This is a genomic window from Kushneria sp. AK178, assembly GCF_053903105.1.
This window is the reverse complement of record NZ_CP096381.1, coordinates 39378-59910: the sequence shown is the minus strand read 5'-3', so window position 1 is coordinate 59910 and position 20533 is coordinate 39378. Positions and strand designations below refer to the sequence as shown.

20 protein-coding genes are annotated in these 20533 nt (G+C 62.8%); 10 read left to right on the top strand and 10 right to left on the bottom strand.

The window, feature by feature from the left end; genetic code table 11:
* Positions 1–237: 237 nt before the first annotated feature.
* On the top strand, positions 238–2310 hold the full coding sequence (locus M1D97_RS00285; RefSeq protein WP_456268742.1) for a TonB-dependent receptor family protein: 2073 nt from the start codon (positions 238–240) through the stop codon (positions 2308–2310).
* A gap of 95 nt (positions 2311–2405) precedes the next feature.
* On the opposite strand, the gene M1D97_RS00280 is transcribed toward M1D97_RS00285, so the two are convergent.
* From M1D97_RS00280 to M1D97_RS00260, 5 genes are all read right to left on the bottom strand, one after another.
* Positions 2406–4583, bottom strand: coding sequence for a pyrroloquinoline quinone-dependent dehydrogenase (locus M1D97_RS00280; RefSeq protein WP_456268741.1), 2178 nt, complete (start codon positions 4581–4583; stop codon positions 2406–2408).
* Between the two features lie 10 nt (positions 4584–4593).
* Entirely contained in the window at positions 4594–4983 is a 390-nt protein-coding gene (locus tag M1D97_RS00275) for a glucose dehydrogenase (RefSeq protein WP_456268740.1), read from the bottom strand.
* Between the two features lie 114 nt (positions 4984–5097).
* Positions 5098–5523: a cupin domain-containing protein gene (locus tag M1D97_RS00270; protein WP_456268739.1), complete on the bottom strand. Its 426-nt coding sequence runs from the start codon at positions 5521–5523 to the stop codon at positions 5098–5100.
* Between the two features lie 22 nt (positions 5524–5545).
* Complete coding sequence (grxB, locus tag M1D97_RS00265) at positions 5546–6178, bottom strand: glutaredoxin 2 (protein WP_456268738.1); 633 nt, start codon at positions 6176–6178, stop codon at positions 5546–5548.
* Positions 6175–6474: a putative quinol monooxygenase gene (locus M1D97_RS00260; RefSeq protein ID WP_456268737.1), complete on the bottom strand. Its 300-nt coding sequence runs from the start codon at positions 6472–6474 to the stop codon at positions 6175–6177. Before M1D97_RS00260 ends, grxB begins: the two co-directional genes overlap by 4 nt.
* 130 nt (positions 6475–6604) lie before the next feature.
* On the opposite strand from M1D97_RS00260, the gene M1D97_RS00255 reads away from it, so the two are divergent.
* The 3 genes from M1D97_RS00255 (at position 6605) to M1D97_RS00245 (ending at position 8440) form a co-directional block, all read left to right on the top strand.
* The gene (locus tag M1D97_RS00255) at positions 6605–7222 is read left to right on the top strand and encodes a TetR/AcrR family transcriptional regulator (RefSeq protein ID WP_456268736.1); all 618 of its coding nucleotides are present in this window, start codon (positions 6605–6607) and stop codon (positions 7220–7222) included.
* Between the two features lie 165 nt (positions 7223–7387).
* Complete coding sequence (locus M1D97_RS00250; protein ID WP_456268735.1) at positions 7388–7954, top strand: YdcF family protein; 567 nt, start codon at positions 7388–7390, stop codon at positions 7952–7954.
* Positions 7955–8050: 96 nt separating this feature from the next.
* Positions 8051–8440: a hypothetical protein gene (locus tag M1D97_RS00245; protein WP_456268734.1), complete on the top strand. Its 390-nt coding sequence runs from the start codon at positions 8051–8053 to the stop codon at positions 8438–8440.
* A 55-nt stretch (positions 8441–8495) separates the two neighbouring features.
* Here M1D97_RS00245 and M1D97_RS00240 read toward each other — a convergent pair whose 3' ends face one another.
* The gene (locus M1D97_RS00240) at positions 8496–10535 is read right to left on the bottom strand and encodes a glycerophosphodiester phosphodiesterase family protein (protein ID WP_456268733.1); all 2040 of its coding nucleotides are present in this window, start codon (positions 10533–10535) and stop codon (positions 8496–8498) included.
* A gap of 165 nt (positions 10536–10700) precedes the next feature.
* A complete protein-coding gene (locus M1D97_RS00235; protein ID WP_456268732.1) occupies positions 10701–11192 on the bottom strand; it encodes a hypothetical protein in 492 nt (163 codons plus the stop codon).
* 418 nt (positions 11193–11610) lie between these two features.
* Here M1D97_RS00235 and narH point away from each other — a divergent pair, with 418 nt between their 5' ends.
* From narH to M1D97_RS00215, 4 genes are read left to right on the top strand one after another with little or no spacing between them, the layout of a single operon-like run.
* Complete coding sequence (narH, locus tag M1D97_RS00230; RefSeq protein ID WP_456268731.1) at positions 11611–13188, top strand: nitrate reductase subunit beta; 1578 nt, start codon at positions 11611–11613, stop codon at positions 13186–13188.
* Positions 13181–13915: a nitrate reductase molybdenum cofactor assembly chaperone gene (gene narJ, locus M1D97_RS00225; protein ID WP_456268730.1), complete on the top strand. Its 735-nt coding sequence runs from the start codon at positions 13181–13183 to the stop codon at positions 13913–13915. Before narH ends, narJ begins: the two co-directional genes overlap by 8 nt.
* On the top strand, positions 13915–14592 hold the full coding sequence (narI, locus tag M1D97_RS00220) for a respiratory nitrate reductase subunit gamma (protein WP_456270243.1): 678 nt from the start codon (positions 13915–13917) through the stop codon (positions 14590–14592). The genes narJ and narI overlap by 1 nt, the downstream gene beginning before the upstream one ends.
* A gap of 12 nt (positions 14593–14604) precedes the next feature.
* Entirely contained in the window at positions 14605–15423 is an 819-nt protein-coding gene (locus M1D97_RS00215; protein WP_456268729.1) for a peptidylprolyl isomerase, read from the top strand.
* Positions 15424–15504: 81 nt separating this feature from the next.
* Here M1D97_RS00215 and M1D97_RS00210 read toward each other — a convergent pair whose 3' ends face one another.
* Positions 15505–16554, bottom strand: coding sequence for a homocysteine S-methyltransferase family protein (locus tag M1D97_RS00210; protein WP_456268728.1), 1050 nt, complete (start codon positions 16552–16554; stop codon positions 15505–15507).
* A 258-nt stretch (positions 16555–16812) separates the two neighbouring features.
* On the opposite strand from M1D97_RS00210, the gene M1D97_RS00205 reads away from it, so the two are divergent.
* On the top strand, positions 16813–17706 hold the full coding sequence (locus M1D97_RS00205; RefSeq protein WP_456268727.1) for an amidohydrolase family protein: 894 nt from the start codon (positions 16813–16815) through the stop codon (positions 17704–17706).
* A 95-nt stretch (positions 17707–17801) separates the two neighbouring features.
* Here the strand turns inward: M1D97_RS00205 and M1D97_RS00200 are convergent, their stop codons facing one another.
* Complete coding sequence (locus M1D97_RS00200; RefSeq protein ID WP_456268726.1) at positions 17802–18350, bottom strand: N-acetyltransferase family protein; 549 nt, start codon at positions 18348–18350, stop codon at positions 17802–17804.
* Positions 18351–18386: 36 nt separating this feature from the next.
* Complete coding sequence (locus M1D97_RS00195; RefSeq protein WP_456270242.1) at positions 18387–18986, bottom strand: LysE family translocator; 600 nt, start codon at positions 18984–18986, stop codon at positions 18387–18389.
* Positions 18987–19099: 113 nt separating this feature from the next.
* Here M1D97_RS00195 and M1D97_RS00190 point away from each other — a divergent pair, with 113 nt between their 5' ends.
* Positions 19100–20491, top strand: a complete 1392-nt coding sequence (locus M1D97_RS00190; RefSeq protein WP_456268725.1) for an aminotransferase-like domain-containing protein — start codon at positions 19100–19102, stop codon at positions 20489–20491.
* Positions 20492–20533: the final 42 nt, after the last annotated feature.

Below are 20533 nucleotides of genomic sequence, written 5' to 3'. Positions count from 1 at the left end.
GCCAATGACAGGGTAACGCAGCCCTGTCGTTCACCAGCGAGTGTCCCGGCCCCGTGCCGGGCATTTTTTTGATGACGCTTTTGTCCGCCGTCGTTTTCACGCCCTGCGGCGACGTCCTTAAAACCTGCCTGAAGACAGCAAGCCCGCCAGCGGCCGAAGTGCCGACAGGTGCTAGAATCAGCGCCATCTCGAACACCATAACGACAACAACAGCACCACTACCTTCAGAGGAACAACATGACATCACGCAACACGCTGCTGCTGGCGCTGGCGGGCGCCATGACGGCGGGGACCGCCCACGGCGAGGCGGTCGAAACGGCTGATGCCGTGGACAACACCGACGCCGTGGAGACGATGGTGGTCAGCGCGCCGCGTCTGGCCCGCGAGCTCTATGACACCCCGGCGGCCGTATCGACCGTTGAGCGCGAAAGCATTCAGCGCGGCCAGCAGCGCGTGCGGCTGGATGAGTCGCTGGGCCAGGTGCCGGGCGTGTTCATCCAGAACCGCGACAACTTCGCCCAGGGCCAGCGCATCGCCATCCGCGGCTTCGGCGCCCGCGCGCCCTTCGGTGTGCGCGGCATCACCATTTTGATGGACGGCATTCCCTACACGCTGCCGGACGGCCAGGCCCAGGTGGATGCCATCGATCTGGACAGTGCCGAGAGCATCGAGGTGATTCGCGGGCCGTCGTCGGTGCTCTACGGCAACGCCGCCGGCGGCGTGATCTCGGTGACCACCGCCGACGGCCGCGATGACCCCGGCACCCGGATTCGCGTCGAAGGCGGCAGCGACGACTACAAAAAGGCCTCCATCCAGACCGGCGGCGCCAACGGCGACTGGTCGCACCACGTCAGCCTCTCGGCGCTGAACCAGAACGGCTATCGCGACCACAGCTCGGTGGAGAAGTACCTGCTCAACGCCAGACTGCGCCGCGAGCTGGATGAGGATCGCGCGCTGACCGCCATCGTCAATCTGCTGGATAACCCGCGCTCGGAAGACCCGGGCGGGCTGACCCGCGAGCAGGTGGGTGAGAAGCGCCATCAGGCCGGCGCCTTCACACAGGACTATGACACCGGCCAGAGTGTCGATCAGCAGGTGGTGGGGCTGCAGTACGAGGATCTTGCCGCCGGCCCCGGCGAGCTCTATGTGAAGGGCTTCTACACCTGGCGTAATTTCGAGCAGCAGCTGCCCTATCCGGGCGACAGCCTGCTGGGCTATGACCGCGACTTCTTCGGCGCCAGTGCCGAGTATCATCAGACGCTGAGCCTGAATGATATGCCGCTGCGCTACGTGGCCGGCATCGACGCCGCGCATCAGCGCGACGATCGCTGGCGGCGCAATGTCGCCTTCAGCGGCGAGGTCACCGGCAAGGTCGAAGACGAAACCCAGACCGCCACCTCGACCGGCGTCTTTGTGCAGGGCGATCTCGACCTGACCGACCAGTGGACCGCTTCGCTGGGCGCGCGCTACGACCGCGTCAGGCTCAAGATCGACGATGACCTGACCACCGAGGGCGACAACAGCGGTGACCGGGAATTCAACGAGTGGAGCGGCTCGGCGGGCCTGAGCTATCGCTACCTGCCCGACCATCAGGCCTACGTGAACACCGGCACCTCGTTCGAGACACCGACCTTCTCCGAATTTGCCAATCCCGCCGGCGGCGGCGGCTTCAATTCAAGCGTCGAGCCTCAGAAGGCGTGGAACCGCGAGATCGGCCTGCGCGGCCATTTCGATAACGGCCTGAACTACGATGTGGCGCTCTTCTCGGTGCGGGTGCGCGACGAGCTGGTGCCCTACACCCTGGAGGGCGAGAGCGACCGCACCTTCTACCAGAATGCCGGCGATACCGACCGCGACGGTCTGGAAGCCGCACTGGGCTGGCAGATCGATGAGACCTGGCGGCTCGACAGCGCGCTGACGCTGGCCCGCTACCGCTTTGACAGTTTCGAGGCCGACGGCGAGCGCTATGACAGCAACCGCATTCCGGGGCTACCGGAGCAGACCTGGGTCAACTGGCTGACCTGGGAAGGGAAGGATCAGCGCTTTGCCACGCTGGAGACGCAGTACATCGGCGACATGGTGGCCGACAACGCCAACGACGTGGACGTCGACAGCTACTGGCTGATCAATCTGCGCGCGGGGGAGGGCTGGCGGCTCGGCGGTGACACGAGCCTCAACGTCTACGCCGGCATTCGCAACCTGTTCGACCGCGAGCACTTTGCCAACACCCGCATCAATGCGAGCAACAACCGCTACTTTGAGCCGGCGCCGGGGCGGACCTTCTATGCCGGGCTGGAAGTCGGGTTTTAGATCAAACGGCGCGGGAGAAAAAGAGGCGGGCGCGAGCGGACAGGAGTGACGCAAGCGGGGGCCGACCAGTGCGCGGCCGGCCCCCTGTACAGCTCTTACTGGCTCAGCTTGTAAGCGATGATGGCATCGCCCTGACCGGTTTCCATGAACGCATGGCCCGAGGCCGAGATCAGCACATACTGCTCACCGTTGATTTCATAGGAGATCGGGTTGGCCTGACCCCCGGCCGGCAGCACATCCTTCCAGAGCACGTCCCCGGTTTCGATGTCGATGGCGCGGAACAGGTTGTCGGTCGCGGCCCCGATAAAGACCAGTCCGCTCGCGGTCAGCACGGAGCCGCCGTTGTTGGGCAGACCAATGGGCAGCGGCATGTGCGAAGGAATGCCGAACGGCCCGTTGCGGCGCGCAGTGCCCAGCGGCTTGTCCCAGACGGTTTCGCCGGTATCGAGGCTGATGGCACGAATGCCGCCATAGGGCGGCGCGCTGCAGGGCACACCGGTACCCCAGTTTCTCCAGCCCGCGTTGACGTCGATCGCGTAGGGCACGTTGGCCTGCGGGTAGATCGACGATCCGCCTTCTCCCTTGCCGGAACCGCCCTCACTGGCGTCATCGCCATCGGCATTCATCGCATAGATGGGCTTGACCCCCAGCGCATCGGCCTCTTCACGCGGGATCAGCCGGTTGATGTTGGGAATGTCGTTGTAGTTGGCAATCAGGAGGCGACGCTCCGGATCGATCGCCACCGACCCCCAGTCGGAGCCACCGTTGTAGCCGGGGTACTGAATCCACGGCTGCTCGGCAGTGGGCGGCGTCAGATAGCCCTCGTAGCTTGCCTGGCGGAACTGGATGCGACACATCAGCTGATCGAGCGGCGAAAAGCCCCACATGTCGGATTCCTGTAGGGGGTCCTTGCGCAGCGTATGCCACTCGGATATCGGCTGGGTATCCGCTACGTAGTCCGGCTCGGCAGCATTATCGACATCGGGGGCATCGATCTCGCCCACGTCCACCAGGGGCTCGCCGGTCCGGCGATCGAGGATATAGATATCCCCCTGTTTGGTCGGCAGAAGGATCGCCGGCGTGGTGTCGCCATTCTCGTCGGGGAAGTCGAGCATCGTCGGCTGACTGCCGAGATCGTAATCCCAGAGATCATGACGGATCGCCTTGAAGCTCCAGACATCCTTGCCGGTCGTGACATCAACGGCCACGAGCGAGCCGGCATACGCTTCCTTGGCGTCGGTGCGGTTGCCGCCGTAGTAGTCCACCGAGGCGTTGGTGATGGGCAGATAGACCAGACCGAGCGATTCGTCGGCGACGGCCGATGTCCACATGTTCGGCGTCCCACGCGTATAGGTGTCGCCGTCTTCGGGGCCATCAATGTTATCGAAATCGCCCACATCCCAGGCCCAGGCGAGCTCGCCGGTGACCGTATTGTAGGCGCGGATCACACCGGACGGGGCATCCACGTCCTGGCCGTCGCGAACCTGTGCACCGACCACGATGACATCACGCACCACGGTCGGGGCGGCGGTCGCGGCATACCAGCCCGGCACCTTCTCGCCCATGTCCTGCCACAGATCCACCTGGCCGTTGTCGCCGAAATCGGCACACGGCTCGCCGGTGTTGAAGTCGACGGCGATGATGCGCGCATCCAGCGTGGTTTCCATCACGCGTGTCTTGCACTGTGCATCGTCCGACTTCTCCGGCGCGGTGTAGGTCACCACACCGCGACAGGCCGCCGCGTGCGGAATGGCCCTTTTGGAAACGCCGGGGTCATGGCGCCAGTTCTCCTCACCGGTGGCCGCATCGATCGAGATGAGGGTATTGGTCGCCGAGCACATCACCAGATCATCGCCGACCTTCAGCGGTGTGGTCTCGGGTGAATACTTGTCACCCGTCTCCGGCACATCGCCGGTGTGATAGACGAAGGCCCGTTCGAGATGTTGAACATTGTCGGGCGTGATCCGGTCCAGCGGACTGTAGCGCTGGGCGTCGGCCCCGCCGCCGTAGAACGGCCAGTCGCTGCCGACGCCGGCGACCCGTCGCGGCGTTTCGGACGCGCGCGGTGCCGACTCGGCGAGCGGCTGCGCCTCGTTTCGGGTGTTGTTGTCGGTATCCGGGGTGCGCTCATTGTCCCGTGAAGCCGCGTCAACCTGCGCCGGGCGGGCATCTCCCCGGTCCTGAGTGTCGCTCTGTGCAAGCGCGGCCTGGGTCGTGAGCAGGCCGGCAGCGGCAATGGTTGCGAGGCTGCATCGAACTAGTGACTTGATCATGGAAATCCCTTTACCTGGCGGCAGCGTTGGCGCGATGCAGTGTCGGCATCAGCAGCACGATAAGGACGAGAATGACGGTCATGGCGACAAGACGCGGCACCAGGCCCCACCAGTCCAGACCGACTTCCCAGAGGGCCCAGATGACCGTGCACAGCCAGATAAAAGCGAAAAGATAGAGAGCGTTGCGGCGCTGACGAAAGAGCAGAAAGGCCGTTACGAGACAGCCTGCGCCCGTCAACGCGTAGTACCAGCTACCGCCCAGCGCGATCAGCCAGATACCACCTGCCAAAAGAAACAGCCCGAACAGGGCCAGTGCGATGGAGACAACAATGTTGGCGATACGCCAACCCTTGCCCGTTTTGACGGGCTTATGGCCGGGGTCGGCCTTGCTTGCGTTCAACGAAAACGTTCCTTTGAATCATCGGGATGAAGGGAAAGCACTACCGTGTTTGCCGCACTCGCAATGAGAGGGAGGGACGAGCGGGCGCCCACGGTAGTGGCCGTTGCTACCGCATCACTCGGTGTTGCGCGCCATGAAGTCACCGGCATCGCCGTCGTTTGAATCGACGAACGTGACGTCTTCCGGGTCGCGGCGCGGGCAGTCGATCGACAAGAACATCACCGGCTCTTCGAGCAGCTGCGGCAGCGAGTGCACCACGTTGCGCTCGAAAAACAGCAGATGGCCCGGTTCGAACTCCTGCTCGTCGGACGGGTCACCCATCCAGAAGGTGCCGCGCCCCGAGATCACGTAGAGATACTCATCGCACTGGCGATGAAAGTGCGCCGGGACGCCCTTGTAGGCGCGAAAGACGCGGCAGCTGGCTTCCTTGCGATCGGTCAGATACTCATCGGCCAGCATGCTCTGCGCGTTTTCCGGCAGCTTTTGAGCAACCTCCAGCGGAATGAAGCGCGCCGAACTCTTGGCGTCGGTTTGTGACATGGATTCTTCAGACATGATGACCTCACATGGCCTGGTGGAACATCAGTGGTACGCCGCTTTGGGCGGAGAGCCGCTCGGCGTAGGCGCGCACGTCGTCGGGGAATGGCAGGTCCCTGACAATGGAGAGCGAGCGCAGGATCGGCCATAGCTTGATGTCGCTGATGCCGAGTGTCTCGCGCCCCTTGAGCAGCACCGCCAGCGCATTCATCTTCGGTGTCATCTGCTCGATCAGCGCCGGCGTATCCGCCATCAGGGCGTCGAGATCGCCGAAGGCCTGCGTCTCGCGCTGGCGATACGCTTCGCGCGCCTCGGGCGTGGCGAGCTCGGCGAAGTCACCCCGGGTGAAACGCGGGATAAAGAGCCTGGTGCCGACCGACCAGGCATCACTGACCCAGGCATCGAGCGCTTCATCGACCGGGCCATCGAAGGCCGGCGTGCCCTGGCGGTCGATGGCGTGAACGATGTCCAGGCTCTCGCCAAGAAAGGTACCGTCATCCCTTTCAAGGATCGGGACGGCCTTTTTGCCGATCATGCGTTTGGGCGTTTCGGCATCGCCTTCCATAATCACTGACATCTCTACCGGCACGCCCTTGAGACCGGCGGTCAAGCGTGCGCGGCTACAAAACGGACAGTGCTCGTAGATATGGAGTTTCACGCCTTGCCACCCGCAACCGGCGAGAGCTTGATCACATCCGAGCTTTCGATGTACTCGGGAATCTCGGCGAACAGCTTCGTGATGTGCGGCGCGGCGAGGTGCTGCTCCAGCAGCTCAAGGCTCTCCCACTCTTCGGTCCAGACAAAACGGGCCGGATCGGCCTCATCGCGGTTGAGCTGATAGGCGATGCAACCTTCCTCGGCCAGCGTGGTCTCTATCACACTGCGAAACATGGTTTCGACGGTCTCTTCGTGGCCGGGCTTGGCGCGAAAGATCGCTACGACGGGAACTGACATGTCAGACCTCCTTGGTCGGGTATTCACGAACGGCCTACTAATGAGTAGGCTACTCAAGAGTAACTTCCCATTTGCAGGATGCAAGGGGTGATTCGGAAGATGACAGTCATTGATTGATCAGGACAGGGAAATGACACAACAGGACCACAGCGACGCTGAATTCCCTGCAGACACGACAGAAGCGGTGTTCAAGGGCTCGCAGACCACGCGAGAGCGCCTGTATCGCGCCGCCATTGACGCGTTTGCCCATCAGGGGTTTCACGGCACGAAGGTCAGCGATATCGTCGCCGGGGCGGGTGTCAGCCAGCCGACGTTCTACAGCTATTTCAACAGCAAGGACGCCGCCTATGAGGCCCTGGTATCGCGATTTCGCGAAGGGCTTCAGACCATCACACAGCACAATCTGCTGATCGGACACACCCCCGACGAGTCGCTCCAGGCACGGGTGGCGGTCAGTTTCCGGCGATTTCTCGACTATATGGCCGAAGATCCCGCACTGACCGAAATCGGCTTTTTTCAGCCGCCGGGGTGCAGTGTGACCAAGGCCGGCATGGTGGAATGGGTCGCGGACAACCTCCGTCAGGAACAGGCCGAACGCCTTTTCCGAACGGACATTAGTGCCGAGCACATTGCCCGGCTGCTGGTCGGCCTGCTGGACCAGATGGGCCGACTGCCCTGCGAGCCCGAAGAGCGCCAGTCGCTGGCCGAGGTCTGCGCCGGGCTTTTCTGCCAGGGCGCCGGCGGATAGTGCCCGCCGGGCCGCTCCCCGGAGACTGCCGGGCCGGCATCAGCGCCCGGGCTTTCGGCCCTCCGAGGGCCCGGGCGGCCGCTCTGCCGGGATGGCGGCCGGAGCATCCCTTGAACACGACAGGGCGACAGCGCACAAGTCGTTTCAAACAGTGGAGCAGCCTTCATGGGATGGCATCACGATAAGCGCTACGTTCGCGCCACTGACATCATCGACGCACTGCCTGCCAATGAACACAGCGATGTCATCCTGGTGCTCGGGTCGGCGCACAGCCATGACGACATTGCTGACGTGGTCGCCGAACGATTCCGGGCCGCCACAAGGGCCGTCATTATCAGCGGCCATGCGAACGAAGCCGCAAACATCAAGGCACTCGCCGTCGCCCGGGGCATCCCGGCGTCTCGAATGGAATGCGAACACAATGCCAGCAACACGCTGGAAAATTTCCTGTTGTCGAAGCCTCTTCTGCGCGAGGCTTCCCCTCGCCAATCGGTGGAAATCATCTGCAAGGATTACTCGGCACCGCGGGTGTTGTTGACTGCTCTCAAAACGCTTCCGGAATGGACCATTGGCATCCATCCCTATCGATTAAGTGCCATGACGCCTGCCGCCTTTCTCGACAAGTTCATGGCAGAGACTCAAAAGATCGAGCAATACGCCAGCAGGGGCGATATCAAAAGCCCCGATACCATCAGCCTTGATCCAGACGTTTTTGTTACGCCGCGCGGATGACCCGAACCTGATCGATCGCCACTGTAATCCCTGCCGACCCTTTTCGAGGCTACAGTGTGATTTACCCCCCTTTCACCTGCCAGAGCGTGCCTCGAAATGAAAACCGGCCTTTATTCGTTCGCCATTGTTATCGCGCTTGCCGGCTGCAGCGGCGAGGCGCCCGACCGCTCCGATGACGGACTGGTATTTCAATCCGGCAGCTATACGTATGCCATCGACAAGGCGTGCGTGAGCGATATCGCGCTGGATCATGACGAGGCGTCAAACCCGGTCGTCACCGTCGCTCTGATCGATTCCGCCGAATGCAGCGGCGAGCTCCGGGAATTTACCAACACCCACGTCGGCGATCCGATGTCGATCCGCTTTGATGACGAGGACGAGGGCCTGACGCTGGATACCGACAGCCTCAGCGCGGCAGAGAGGCCTTTTGTTGTGCAGGTCGACAGCGATGAGCGGGGCCGGGCCATTATCGAGTATTACCGATAACGGCCTGTATTTGATCGGCCGAACGCCCCGCTCGTCGGCGGGGCTTTTTGATGCGTTACGCCACGGCCCACCACTCCTGACCCGAATCCACCAGCCCCGCCACCTGGGCGTAGTCGTCGCTGGTGCCGATGCCCCGGGCCAGTTCCGCCCGATCGATCTCGCCGTCTTCCAGCTGAGCGGTCCAGAACGTCAGACTGTCGTCGTCGGGTGACTGTCCCAGCACGTCAATGTAGAGCGTCTGCACGAACTCGCTGTCATTCAATGTTTCGACACGCGTACGAAATTCTTCGGCATAGGGGAGCGGCCCGGCCAGATCCTCCAGCCCGATGCCGCGGGCGCTGTAGGTGGCGATCACACTCTGTTCCTCTGCGGTCGGGCCACGGCCCAGAAAGGCGCGGGAAACGCCGGAGAACTCCGCCTGCCCGGTGGCAAAGAGCCCCCAGCGGGTATCGCTGTCGGTAAAGGCGATCTCCTGGATGTTGATCGCCTGGGTCTGGTCACCGTGGCGATCGGTAATGACCGCCCGGCCGCCATCAAGCGCCACGCTGTAGTCATGAGTCTGCCCGGGCAGGACCAGCACGTCATGGCCGTAGCCGCCGTCGATCATGTTCTGACCGCCGCCGCTGTAGATCACGTTGTCGCCGGCGTTGCCGGCAATGATGTTGTTGCCCGCATGGCCCATCACGGCGGTGTCATCACTGCCGCGCAGCCGGGCGTTTTCCACGTTCCACGGCAGGGTGAGGGTGCCGTCACCGTCGTAGAGCGCCACATCCAGTCCCGGGGTGCCGTGTTCGATGCCCAGCTCGCGGCTGTCGAGCACCAGCAGTTCGCGCAGGGCGATATCGCTGCGGTCATGGGCGATGACGCCGGCGCCGGCATCCAGCTGATCGACGATCTGACGACCGTTGGCGGGAAAGTCGGTGAACACGCCGTCGATGCCGGTCGAGATCAGCCCGACATACTCCTCCACGGGCGTGCGCAGCGTGCCGTCCGGGTTCAGCGCCTGAAAGCTCTCCTCGTTGCGCAGGGTGTAGGGCACCACCTCAAGGCCCGCGGCGTGGGCGTTGGCGACCAGCGCGCTCTGCTCACCGGTGGCCACCTGGCTGACCTGCGCCTGGCCGTTGCCGTCGCCGTCCACCGGTACCGACAGCGCCCGCGTCGGCAGGATCACACTTTTCGACGGCCCCAGAATATCGGCGTAGTCGGCCACCGCCATGGCGCCTTCCGCGCTCCAGAGATCGCTGTAGGTAGTCTCGGCGTCCACCCTGATGCCCAGCGCCTTGTAGGCGCAGGGGTCGGCACCAGCGTTGTCGCGGTTCATGTTGTACTGGATATCCCAGGGCGTGCCGCTGCCGCCGATCAGCTGCACCAGCGGCAGATCCACGCCGGCCTCGGGCATGATGGCCTTGTCCAGTCGCAGCAGGTTTTCCACCTCGAACGACTGGATCGACAGGCGCTCGGGGTCGGTAAAGTCCGCCGCCACCAGGGTATCGATCAGCAGCTGACTGGTGTCGATATTGATGCGCTCACCGCTAAGCAGAGTGCCTTCCTTCTCGAAGTAGGTCGGGTGCTTGAGCTCGGGGATGATGCCGATCTCGCGGCCCGTTTCGGCTTCCACCTCGCGCACCAGTGCGATCATCTCGTCCAGCGTGGCGATCTCGAACTTGTCGTTATAAGCAGTGTTGTCACCGCGAATCTCGGGGATACGCTCACGCGCGCCCAGCGTCTTGAGCTCGGCGAGCGTGAAGTCTTCGGTAAACCAGCCCGAATACTCCTGTCCGTCGATGCTCTTGGTGGTGTAGCGATCAAGAAATTCCGGATGCTCGGCGACATCGGTGGTGTCATTGAGCAGATTCTCGTGGCGCGCCACCAGCACGCCATCTTTAGTGGGTACCAGGTCGGGCTCGATGGTATCGGCGCCCTGTTCGATCGCGACGCGATATGCCTCCAGCGTGTGCTCGGGGCGATAGCCGCTGGCGCCGCGGTGGGCGACCAGCTCGAAATTCTCGGCGCTGAAGTCCGCCAGACGCGCGGTGTCGATATCAAAGGCGTCGCGGGGGGAAGTGGTGAGAAACGAACGGTTGGGCAAGGGCATGGCACGAATCCTCGACGGATCAAGTGAGAAGGACCTGCCGAATCGACGCTAGGCGCCGTACATGACCGTTCGATGATGCATTGGTATCCAAAATGTAATAACGGGTAGGAGAAAGATTGCGGTAGTCGGCGTTGAGTAATGCTTACACCTATCAGAGTCGGACATTTACAGTATCAGGCTGGCCACTTCTACAGCTTCTTCAGATTCCAGGCCCTCCTGCTGCATGGTATCTGACAACATTCCCATGGCAGCCCGTAACGCACTCGAAAGGTTCGAAATCTCGCTTTGTAATGTACCTGCCCGCTGCTGACGCTGTCCCGGGGTGAGCGATTGATCCTGCATGATTTTTTGCAATTCCTGCTGTTTCTTCTCCAATTCTTCCTTTAGCTCGACTATTCGTGACATGATTTTTTTCATCTGGTCGGAAAAACTGCTTTTTTCAATTTTCTCAAATTTTGCCTCCCTGGATGATTCCGATCCTGATTTTCCGGAAAGCGCCTTCCCCAAATGAGAGAGATCGACGTGGATATCTGAACTCTTGCTGCCGGGTTCAGCAGGCGTACTTGAACGCCTTGAATATGTTTCTTCAGAGACTGATGTGGTGACTCCCCGGGACTCTGGCAAAAGGTAGCTTGCAGTACTGAACGAACTGATCATGTCTGGCGCTCATGGTTATCGATTTAATTTTTGTTCCATTTCGAAGATATCGTCATTCTGAAAAATTAATTAAGTTTTTTAAATATATTTTAAAGCCAGCCCTTCAGCCGATTTCCATAAAGTCGCTGATCACTTATGCGGGGTCAAAATACATCGTCAACCCGCCTTACCTCGAAAGAATCCCTGCTTTCCTGACGCCATCCCGGACGCTATCGAAAACCGTTTCAAATCACTGAATTGTATGTATTTTTTAATAATCTAGCTTACTACTCCCAAAGAGGTAGCCCCCTTCCTCACTCCCGCCCACCTTGACCTGCATCAAAACCACCATCCCCGGCCACGCGCACGCTGGGCCCCATACCTGCGCATCCTGCCGGTGGCGGGCAGTCCATGCGCGATCGTCGTGGAGGCCGTGATTATGAGAATTCGTTCACAGGTGGGCATGGTGCTCAACCTCGATAAATGTATCGGGTGTCATACCTGTTCCGTGACCTGCAAGAACGTCTGGACCAGCCGTGAGGGCATGGAGTACGCCTGGTTCAATAACGTCGAGACCAAGCCCGGCATCGGGTATCCGAAGGAGTGGGAGAACCAGCACAAGTGGAAGGGCGGCTGGCTGCGCCGCAAGGACGGCGCGATCGAGCCGCGCATCGGCGGGCGCTTTCGCGTGCTGGCCAAGCTCTTTGCCAACCCGGAGCTGCCGGCGATCGATGACTACTATGAGCCGTTTGATTTCGACTACCAGCACCTGCACCGCGCCGGTGAGGGCAAGCATCAGCCGGTGGCGCGGCCCAGGTCCTTGATCAGCGGTCAGCGCATGCAAAAGATCGAGTGGGGCCCGAACTGGGAAGAAATTCTGGGCACCGAGTTCGAAAAGCGCCGCAAGGACAGGAACTTCGATCACATCCAGGCGGACATCTACGGCGAGTTCGAAAACACCTTCATGATGTATCTGCCGCGCCTGTGCGAGCACTGCCTGAACCCGGCGTGCGTGGCGTCCTGCCCGAGCGGGGCGATCTATAAGCGCGAGGAGGATGGCATCGTGCTGATCGATCAGGACAAGTGCCGCGGCTGGCGCATGTGCGTGTCGGGCTGCCCCTACAAGAAGATCTACTACAACTGGAAAAGCGGTAAATCCGAGAAGTGCATCTTCTGCTATCCGCGCATCGAGTCCGGGCAGCCGACCGTCTGCTCCGAGACCTGCGTGGGCCGTATCCGCTCGCTCGGCGTGCTGCTCTATGATGCCGACCGCATCGAGGAGGTCGCCGCCAGCGCCGATGAGCAGGATCTCTACCATCGCCAGTGCGAGATCTTTCTCGACCCGCACGACCCGGAAGTGATCGCCCAGGCGCGTCGCGACGGGGTGGAAGACAACGTCATCCAGGCCGCTCAGGCATCACCCGTTTATAAGCTCGCCATCGACTGGCAGCTGGCCCTGCCGCTGCACCCGGAGTACCGCACCCTGCCGATGGTCTGGTACGTGCCGCCGCTGTCACCGATCCAGTCCGCCTTCGATCAGGGCAACGTGCCGAGCGACGGCGTGCTGCCGGACATCGAGTCGCTGCGCATTCCGGTGCGCTATCTCGCGAACCTGCTCACCGCCGGTGAAGAAGAACCCGTCATCCGCGCCCTCAAGCGGCTGATGGCGATGCGGTTATACAAGCGTGCCCAGCAGGTCGAAGGGCGAGAAGCCACCGAGGTGCTGGAAGCCGTGGGCCTCACTGCCGCGCAGATCGAGGAGATGTATCGCTATCTGGCGCTGGCCGATTTCGAGGACCGCTTCGTGATCCCCTCCACCCATCGCGAGCAGGCCCGCGAAGCCTTCCCCGAGCGCGGCGGCTGCGGCTTCACCTTCGGTCAGGGCTGCAACGGCGGCGACAGCCCCGGCAGCCTGTTCGGCGGGCGCCGTCAGACCTCCACGCTGGTGAAACCCGTGGTGTCGCACTACGAGCCGGAAGTGGCGCCCTATGACGCCGAGGAGGATCGCCATGCGTAGTCTGATCGTACTGGCCCGGCTGCTGGATTACCCCACGAAGGCCCTGCAGCAGGCCGCCCCCGAGATGACGGCGGTGATCAAGGCCGAGGACCGGCTCACGCCCCTGCGGCGGGAGACGCTTATTCACTGGATTCGCCGCGTGGCCCAGGCGGATCTGCTCGATCTGCAGGCCGACTATGTGGCGCTGTTCGACAAGGGCCGGGCGACCTCGCTGCTGCTGTTCGAGCATGTCCACGGCGAATCGCGCGACCGCGGTCAGGCAATGGTCGATCTGCTGGCGCAGTATCGCGCGGCGGGCTTCGAGCTCGATGCCCGCGAGCTGCCGGACTATCTGCCGCTGTTTCTGGAGTATCTCTCGACGCGGGAAGAGGCCGAGATTGCCGGCCAGCTCGGCGAGATCGCCCACATTCTGGCGCGCCTGACCGCCCGGCTCGAGGAGCGCGAGGCCGACCAGGCGCTGGCCACGGCCACACTGCTGGCGCTGATCGGCGCCGAGGACGAGATCACCGAGCACCAGGACAAGGTGCGCGAGGAGCGTCGCGATGATACCCCGGCCGCACTCGATGCGGTGTGGGAAGAGGAGGCCGTGCGCTTTTCCGCCAGCTCCGATCAGGACTGCGCGGTGCAGTCCGCCGCCGGCCAGCGCCGCGCGCAGCAGCGCCAGAGCGCGCGCGACGAGGCCCAACCCGTCCGAATCATCGATCCTGTTTCGGGAGTCACCTCATGATGGACTACACCCATACCCTGCTGTTCGGCTTCTACCCGTATCTTGCCGGTACGGTCTTTCTACTGGGTAGCCTGCTGCGCTTTGACCACGGCCAGTACACCTGGAAGACCGGTTCCAGCCAGATGCTGACCAAAAGGCACATGCGCCTGGGCAGCAATTTGTTTCACATCGGCATCATCGTGATCTTCTTCGGCCATCTGGTCGGGCTTTTGACCCCGCACTGGGCCTATGAGTGGGCGATCACGCCCGGCAACAAGCAGATCATGGCGATCCTCGTCGGCGGTCTGGCCGGCCTTTTGTGCCTGACCGGCGGCATGATTCTGCTCTATCGACGCCTGTTTGACCCGCGCGTACGGGCCAGCTCGAGCACCGGGGATATCGTGATTCTGGCGCTATTGATGGTGCAGGTGACGCTGGGGCTTTTCACCATCATTGCCGCCGTCGATCATCTCGATGGCAGCGTGATGCTGCCGCTGGCCGAGTGGGCGCAGTCGATCGTGTTCTTCCGCTCCGGTGCCGCCAGCCATCTGATGGATGTGGGTTTGATCTACAAGCTGCATATTTTTGTAGGCCTGACCATCGTGATGATTTTCCCCTTCACCCGCCTGGTCCACGCCTGGAGCGCGCCGTTTGGCTACATCGGCCGCCGCTATCAGCTGGTACGCCGCCGCGCCTGAGGAGACAACGCCATGCAGATGATCGACACGCAAACGCTGCCGGATGATCCCACCCTGGCCCTGCCACCCATCTGGGTGGGCGACACCCCGATCGACCCAAACGAGATTGCCGCCGAGATGCAGTATCACAGCGCAGACTCTCCGGAAACGGCACAGCTTGAAGCGGCGCGGGCGCTGGTGATCCGTGAGCTGCTGCGTCAGGAGGCGACAATAACGCTGGGCCGGGCGGTGACCCAAAACGATGAGCAGGGCGCCATCAGCACCCTGCTGGATCAGGCGCTGACCACGCCCGAGCCCGATGACGCGGCCTGTGAGCGCTACTTTCAGGCCCACCGCGAGCGCTTTTGTACGCCACCGCGCTATCGCGTGCGCCATATCCTGCTGCCGGCGGCACCGGACGATCAAAACGGGCGTGACGAGATGAAAACGCTGGGCGAGTCCCTGCTCACCGAGCTGACCGACCATCCGGAGCGCTTCGACGAGTTTGCCCTGCGCCATTCGGCCTGTCCGTCGAAGGAGAACGGCGGGGCGCTTGGCGAACTGTCGCCGGGGCAGACCGTGCCGGAGCTGGATGACGCCCTGAAACATCTCCCCGAAGGCCTGCACGATCGACCGCTGGCCTCGCGCTACGGCTGGCATCTGGTGCAGCTCGATCAGAAGATCGCGGGGGAGGCGCTGCCGCTGGAGGCCGTCATTGACCGCGTGCGCCACACCCTGCGCGAGCAGGCCACCCGCCGCGCCCTGCGCCACTATCTGCTGGCGCTGGCCGAGGAGATCGGCGTCACCGGCATTGCGCTGGATGACGAGGCAGGCGGGGCGATGATGCAGTAGATCGGTCGTTACCTCCCTTAAACCAGAACGCCATCGATGACAGCCTCGATGGCGTTGTCGTCAGCAGACCTTCAACACGACTCAGGCCTTGTCCCCCAGCGCCGCGATGTGCTTCGGCAGGCGCTCGTGGCTGCCGTACATGAAGTGATTCTCCATGCGCTCCGCGAATCGGGCGGCTTCCGGTTCCCGGCCAACGGCCATGGCCACTTCACGGATGTGCATCGGCGAGGCACCGCAGCAGACGCCGAGATAGCGGACCCCGCTGTCGTACACTTCCCGGGCAAAGGCGCCCAGTTCGTAGCGGTTGCAGGACAGGGGGTCCAGCGCGGTCGGGAAAGGGCGTCCGTGGGGCGACGGGCAGCTGCAACCGTGGGTGTCGGAGAGGTTGAAAAAGGTGGGCGCCTGCTCGGTGGTCCGGAACGTCACGGGCAGCGCCGCCACATGGCAGGACACCGCGTCGCGGACCTGTTGAATCCACGGCAGCATGGTATCCGGCCCCCTGAAACAGTTCAGGCCGACGACACTGGCGCCATTTTTTTCGAGCTCGACACAGGTTTCGACGATGCCGGGGCCGTCCATCATGCGATTTTCGGCCATTGGCGCCAGGGTAATGACCGCCGGGAGCCCCCTTGCCTTGATGGCCTCGAGAGCGGCCTGCGCCTCGCCGGCATAGTAGAAGGTCTCGCCGATAATGAGATCGGCCCCCTCTTCGACGGCCCACTGCACCATCTCGTCAAACATGGCGCGCACGCTTTGTTGCGCGTCCGGATCCTCTGGATCCCACACGTTGCTGTTGGAAATGTTGCCGGCCATCAGATTGTCGGGTTTGTCGTCGGCCACCCTGCGAGCAATCCGGAGCGCGGCGCGGTTCAACGGCTCCAGCAGTTCTTCCTTGCCGATGACCCGCATCTTTTCGCGGTGGCCGTTGTAGGTGAAGGCCTGAACAATATCGGAGCCTGCGTGCTGAAAGTCACGGTGCAGCGCTTCCAGCGCATCCGGGCGCAGCAGCGCCACTTCCGGCACGAACTCGCCGGCGGCGAGGTAACCGCGCCGCTCGAGTTCGAACAGAAAGCCTTCGGCACAGATGAGCGGGCCCTGATCGAGTCGCCGGGTAATCAGGTCTTGCGTCATGGACAGGATCTCCAGGGGAATGATGGGTGCAGGTGCATTTATCCTGACGTCATCCCGCAGCCATGACCAATGAAGTCTTGCCCACTTCAAAATGAATACCGTTCATGCTTGATCAGCGCACCACGAATCACACGAATACTGCAGTCGACCGCAGCGATGGGACAGGCGCGGCTCAAGCAAGACCATGGTCAAGTGTTGACCGGACCGGCAGGTTGATACGCTGTCATGCCTGAACACCCGGGGATATGGAGAAGACTCGTGAAGGAACTGCCGTTCATTGATGCCCACCATCATCTTTACGATCTGGAAAAGCACCGTTATCCATGGCTTCAGGACGACCTCGAGCCCATGCCGTTCGGGGACTACAGCGAGATCCGCCAGAGCTATCGGCTGGATGACTTTCTCAAGGACGCCCGCGCGCAGAATCTGGTCAAGTCCGTGCACCTCGATGTGGGGTTCGACCCGTCAAATCCGGTCGGTGAAACCCGATGGCTCCAGTCGCTGGCCGATGAGCGCGGCTTCCCGCACGGCATCGTTGGCTACGCCGATCTGTCCGATCCACACGTCGAAGAGACGCTGGATCAGCACTGCGATTACGCCAACTTCCGCGGCATCCGCCAGTCGCTCAACTATCACGAAGACCCCGCCAAAACCTATCTCGACCGCCCCGGTGTTTCCACCGAAGCGTCATGGCGGCGCGGATTCAGCCTGCTGCGTGACAAAAATCTCTCCTTCGATCTACAGATCTATTACCCGCAGATGGCCGAGCTGTATCAGCTGGCGCGCGACTTTCCGGACACGCAGATCATCCTCAACCACACAGGCATGCAGGTCGACGGCCCCGACCATTTCGAGGCCTGGCAGCGTGCCATGGCAACGCTTGCTCAGGCGCCCAATGTGGCCTGCAAGATTTCCGGACTGGGCATGGGCGACTGGCACTGGACCACGCAGAGCATTCAGCCCTACGTGCTCGAGGCGATCGAGCTTTTCGGCACGCACCGCTGCATGTTTGCCAGCAACTTCCCCGTCGACAAACTCTTCAGTGACTACGCCACCGTCATCGATGCTTTTGACACCATCACGCAATCGTTGAGCGATCAAGAACGGCGCGCCCTGTTTCACGACAACGCCGAACGGTTCTATCGGCTCTAACAGAACGCGTGCCGGCCATGGGCAGGGCAGCACTATCGGGCGCAGCCTCTGCCCATTGTCCACTCCCCTCGTGTTCAGGGGGCATGGCCCGAACATCACGCCTCCGGCAGGGTGGTGTCGCCTTCGTTGAGGGCGCGCTGCATGATCACCGTATCGACCCAGCGGCCGAACTTGAAACCGCAGGCCTCGATCACGCCCTGATGGGTGAAACCGAAACGCTGGTGCAGGGCAATGGAGCCCAGGTTGCCGCTGTCACCGATCAGCGCGGTCATCTGGCGCCACGGCCCGGCCTCGCAGCGCGTGAGCAGTTCATTCAGCAGGGCACTGCCCACGCCGCGCCCGTGGGCATCAACGCTGACGTAGACCGAGTCCTCCAGGCAGAAGCGAAAGGCGCTGCGCGGGCGGAAAAACCCGGCGTAGGCGTAGCCCACCACCGTGTCATCGATCACGGCGACCAGCCAGGGCAGGCCGGCCTCGACAATGTCGGCGCAGCGGCGGGTCATCTCCTCCAGCGTGGGCGGGACCTCTTCAAAGGAGCCCAGCCCGTGGCGAACATGGTGGCTGTAGATGGCGTGGATGGCCGCAAGGTCCTGATCCTGCACATTACGGACACTCACACCGGACTTTTCAGGCCTGTCACTCATGAAGATACTGCCCCTGCTGATGGTTGAACGTGGCGCTCACTTTACAATGAACACCACGCAGGCGGCAGTCATCAGCCCCATGGTGACGTTAAAGAGGCGCCACGCCCGCGGGGTGGTCAGAAAGCGCGCGATCACCATGCCGAAACCGGCCCACAATGAGATACAGGGCAGGGCAACCGTTTCCATGAGCAGCGCCAGACCGAAGGCGTTGAGCCAGAGTGGGCCCTCGGCGGGCAGAAAGCTGGCCATCAGGGTCAGTCCCATCACCCACACCTTGGGATTGACGAACTGAAAGGTGGCCGCCTGCCACAGTGTCAGGGGTCGGGCGTCCCCTGTGGTATCAAATTCGGGCGGCGGCGCCGAGGCGATGCGCCAGGCGAGATAGAGCAGATAGAGAACGCCGACGATCTGCAGCGTCTGCTGGATCAGTGGATAGCGCTGAAACAGCGTGCCCAGCCCCAGGGCCAGCAGCGTAAAAAGCGTCAGACCGCCCAGCAGAATGCCAAGGATGTGGGGCAGCGTGCGGCGAAAGCCATACATCGCCCCGGAGGCGGTCAGCATGACATTGTTGGGACCGGGTGTGCCGGTCATGGTGATGGCAAACAGGGTCACCGAGACCCACCAGCTGACGGACATCATGACGACCTCCCTGTCATTGTATGAATACAATTCTGGAATCGTCACCCCAAAATGGGTGACAATTCGAGCATACGTTTTCCAATGTCACCGTCAACGGATTTATTGTCACCATGACAATGTGGATACCCGAGCTTTCGGAGAGCGGGCCGCGCTATCGCGCGCTGGCACTGGCCATCGAGCAGGCCATTCATGAGGGCGAGCTGGCCCCCGGCGAAAAACTGCCGCCCCAGCGCCGACTGGCGGATGCCCTGGGGGTCACGGTCGGTACCGTGACCCGGGCCTATGCGCTGGTAGAGCAGAGCGGGCGGGTGAGCGCCCAGGTGGGCAGTGGCACCTTCGTCAAGGCCGAACCGACCGCCGAGGGCTTTGCCCGGGTCATCGGCGCGCCCCACGAGGGGCTGGTGGATCTGGGCATGTCGCTGCCGCCACCCCACCCGGAGCGCCAGGCGGCGCTGGCGCGCTTCATGACCGCCATGACTGCCGACCCCGCCGCACTTGATCAGGCCATCAACTACCCGCTGGACGACAGTCTGGCCACGCCGCGCCGACACTACGCCGACTGGCTGACGGCGCAGGGGCTGGCCGTCGATCCGGACGAGCTTCTGATCACCCAGGGCGGCACCAACGGCATCACCCTGGCGCTGTCGGTACTGCTCTCGCCGGGCGACCGGCTGGCGGCCGAGGCGCTGAGCTATCCGGGCGTGATCAGCGCCGCGCGTCAGCAGTCGCTGAAAACGGTGGCGGTGCCGTTTGATGACGCGGGCATCGATGTGGCGGCGCTGGCGGCGCGCCACGAGCGCACGCCCTTTAAAGCCCTCTATCTCATGCCGGAACACCACAACCCCACCACGGTGCAGCTCTCCGAGAAGCGCCGCGAGGCGCTGGTGGCGCTGGCCCGCGAGCGCGATTTCTGGCTGATCGAGGACGGCGTCATGCATCTGCCGCTCGAGGCCCGCCAAACGCCGCTGTATCAGCTGGCGCCGGAGCGCACGATTTTCGTATTCTCGGTGGCCAAGATTCTGGGTGGCGGGCTGCGCTCCGGTGTCGTGCGCGCGCCGACCGCCCTGCTGGTGCGGCTTCGCAGCGCGCTGCGCAATCAGTGCTGGTCGCCGCCGGCACTGGTGGCCGACATCGCCGGGCGCTGGCTGGCAAGCGGTGAGGCCGACCGGCTGCTGGCGTGGCAGTTCGAGGAGCTCGAGGCGCGTCAGGCGATGGTGCGCGAGGCGCTGGGCGATTTCGAGATCACCCTGCGCCGCGGCGGCTTCTATGCCTGGCTGACCCTGCCCGGCGAGCACCGCGCTCAGGCGCTGGTCGAGACACTGGAACACGACGGCGTGCGGGTGGCACCGGCGGAGGCCTTCTGTGTCGGCAGCACCGCCGCACCGCAGGCCATCCGCATCTGTCTGAGCGCCGCCCCTGATCGCGAGGCGCTCGCGCGCGCGCTCGAGGCCATCAACCGGGCGCTGGTGCAGCCGGCACCGCCGCGCTGGCAAACGGTCTGATCAGCACACTATGCCGTTTCATGCCCGGTGACGGGGAGCGCT

Coding starts and splice junctions, on each gene's coding strand:
- narH (WP_456268731.1), top strand. CDS start 11,611: ATGAGAATTCGTTCACAGGTGGGCATGGTGCTCAACCTCGATAAATGT.
- M1D97_RS00235 (WP_456268732.1), bottom strand. CDS start 11,192: ATGATCAGTTCGTTCAGTACTGCAAGCTACCTTTTGCCAGAGTCCCGG.
- M1D97_RS00200 (WP_456268726.1), bottom strand. CDS start 18,350: ATGAGTGACAGGCCTGAAAAGTCCGGTGTGAGTGTCCGTAATGTGCAG.
- M1D97_RS00190 (WP_456268725.1), top strand. CDS start 19,100: ATGACAATGTGGATACCCGAGCTTTCGGAGAGCGGGCCGCGCTATCGC.
- M1D97_RS00270 (WP_456268739.1), bottom strand. CDS start 5,523: ATGTCACAAACCGACGCCAAGAGTTCGGCGCGCTTCATTCCGCTGGAG.
- M1D97_RS00240 (WP_456268733.1), bottom strand. CDS start 10,535: ATGCCCTTGCCCAACCGTTCGTTTCTCACCACTTCCCCCCGCGACGCC.
- narI (WP_456270243.1), top strand. CDS start 13,915: ATGGACTACACCCATACCCTGCTGTTCGGCTTCTACCCGTATCTTGCC.
- M1D97_RS00245 (WP_456268734.1), top strand. CDS start 8,051: ATGAAAACCGGCCTTTATTCGTTCGCCATTGTTATCGCGCTTGCCGGC.
- M1D97_RS00215 (WP_456268729.1), top strand. CDS start 14,605: ATGCAGATGATCGACACGCAAACGCTGCCGGATGATCCCACCCTGGCC.
- M1D97_RS00210 (WP_456268728.1), bottom strand. CDS start 16,554: ATGACGCAAGACCTGATTACCCGGCGACTCGATCAGGGCCCGCTCATC.
- M1D97_RS00255 (WP_456268736.1), top strand. CDS start 6,605: ATGACACAACAGGACCACAGCGACGCTGAATTCCCTGCAGACACGACA.
- M1D97_RS00285 (WP_456268742.1), top strand. CDS start 238: ATGACATCACGCAACACGCTGCTGCTGGCGCTGGCGGGCGCCATGACG.
- M1D97_RS00260 (WP_456268737.1), bottom strand. CDS start 6,474: ATGTCAGTTCCCGTCGTAGCGATCTTTCGCGCCAAGCCCGGCCACGAA.
- M1D97_RS00280 (WP_456268741.1), bottom strand. CDS start 4,583: ATGATCAAGTCACTAGTTCGATGCAGCCTCGCAACCATTGCCGCTGCC.
- narJ (WP_456268730.1), top strand. CDS start 13,181: ATGCGTAGTCTGATCGTACTGGCCCGGCTGCTGGATTACCCCACGAAG.
- M1D97_RS00250 (WP_456268735.1), top strand. CDS start 7,388: ATGGGATGGCATCACGATAAGCGCTACGTTCGCGCCACTGACATCATC.
- M1D97_RS00195 (WP_456270242.1), bottom strand. CDS start 18,986: ATGTCCGTCAGCTGGTGGGTCTCGGTGACCCTGTTTGCCATCACCATG.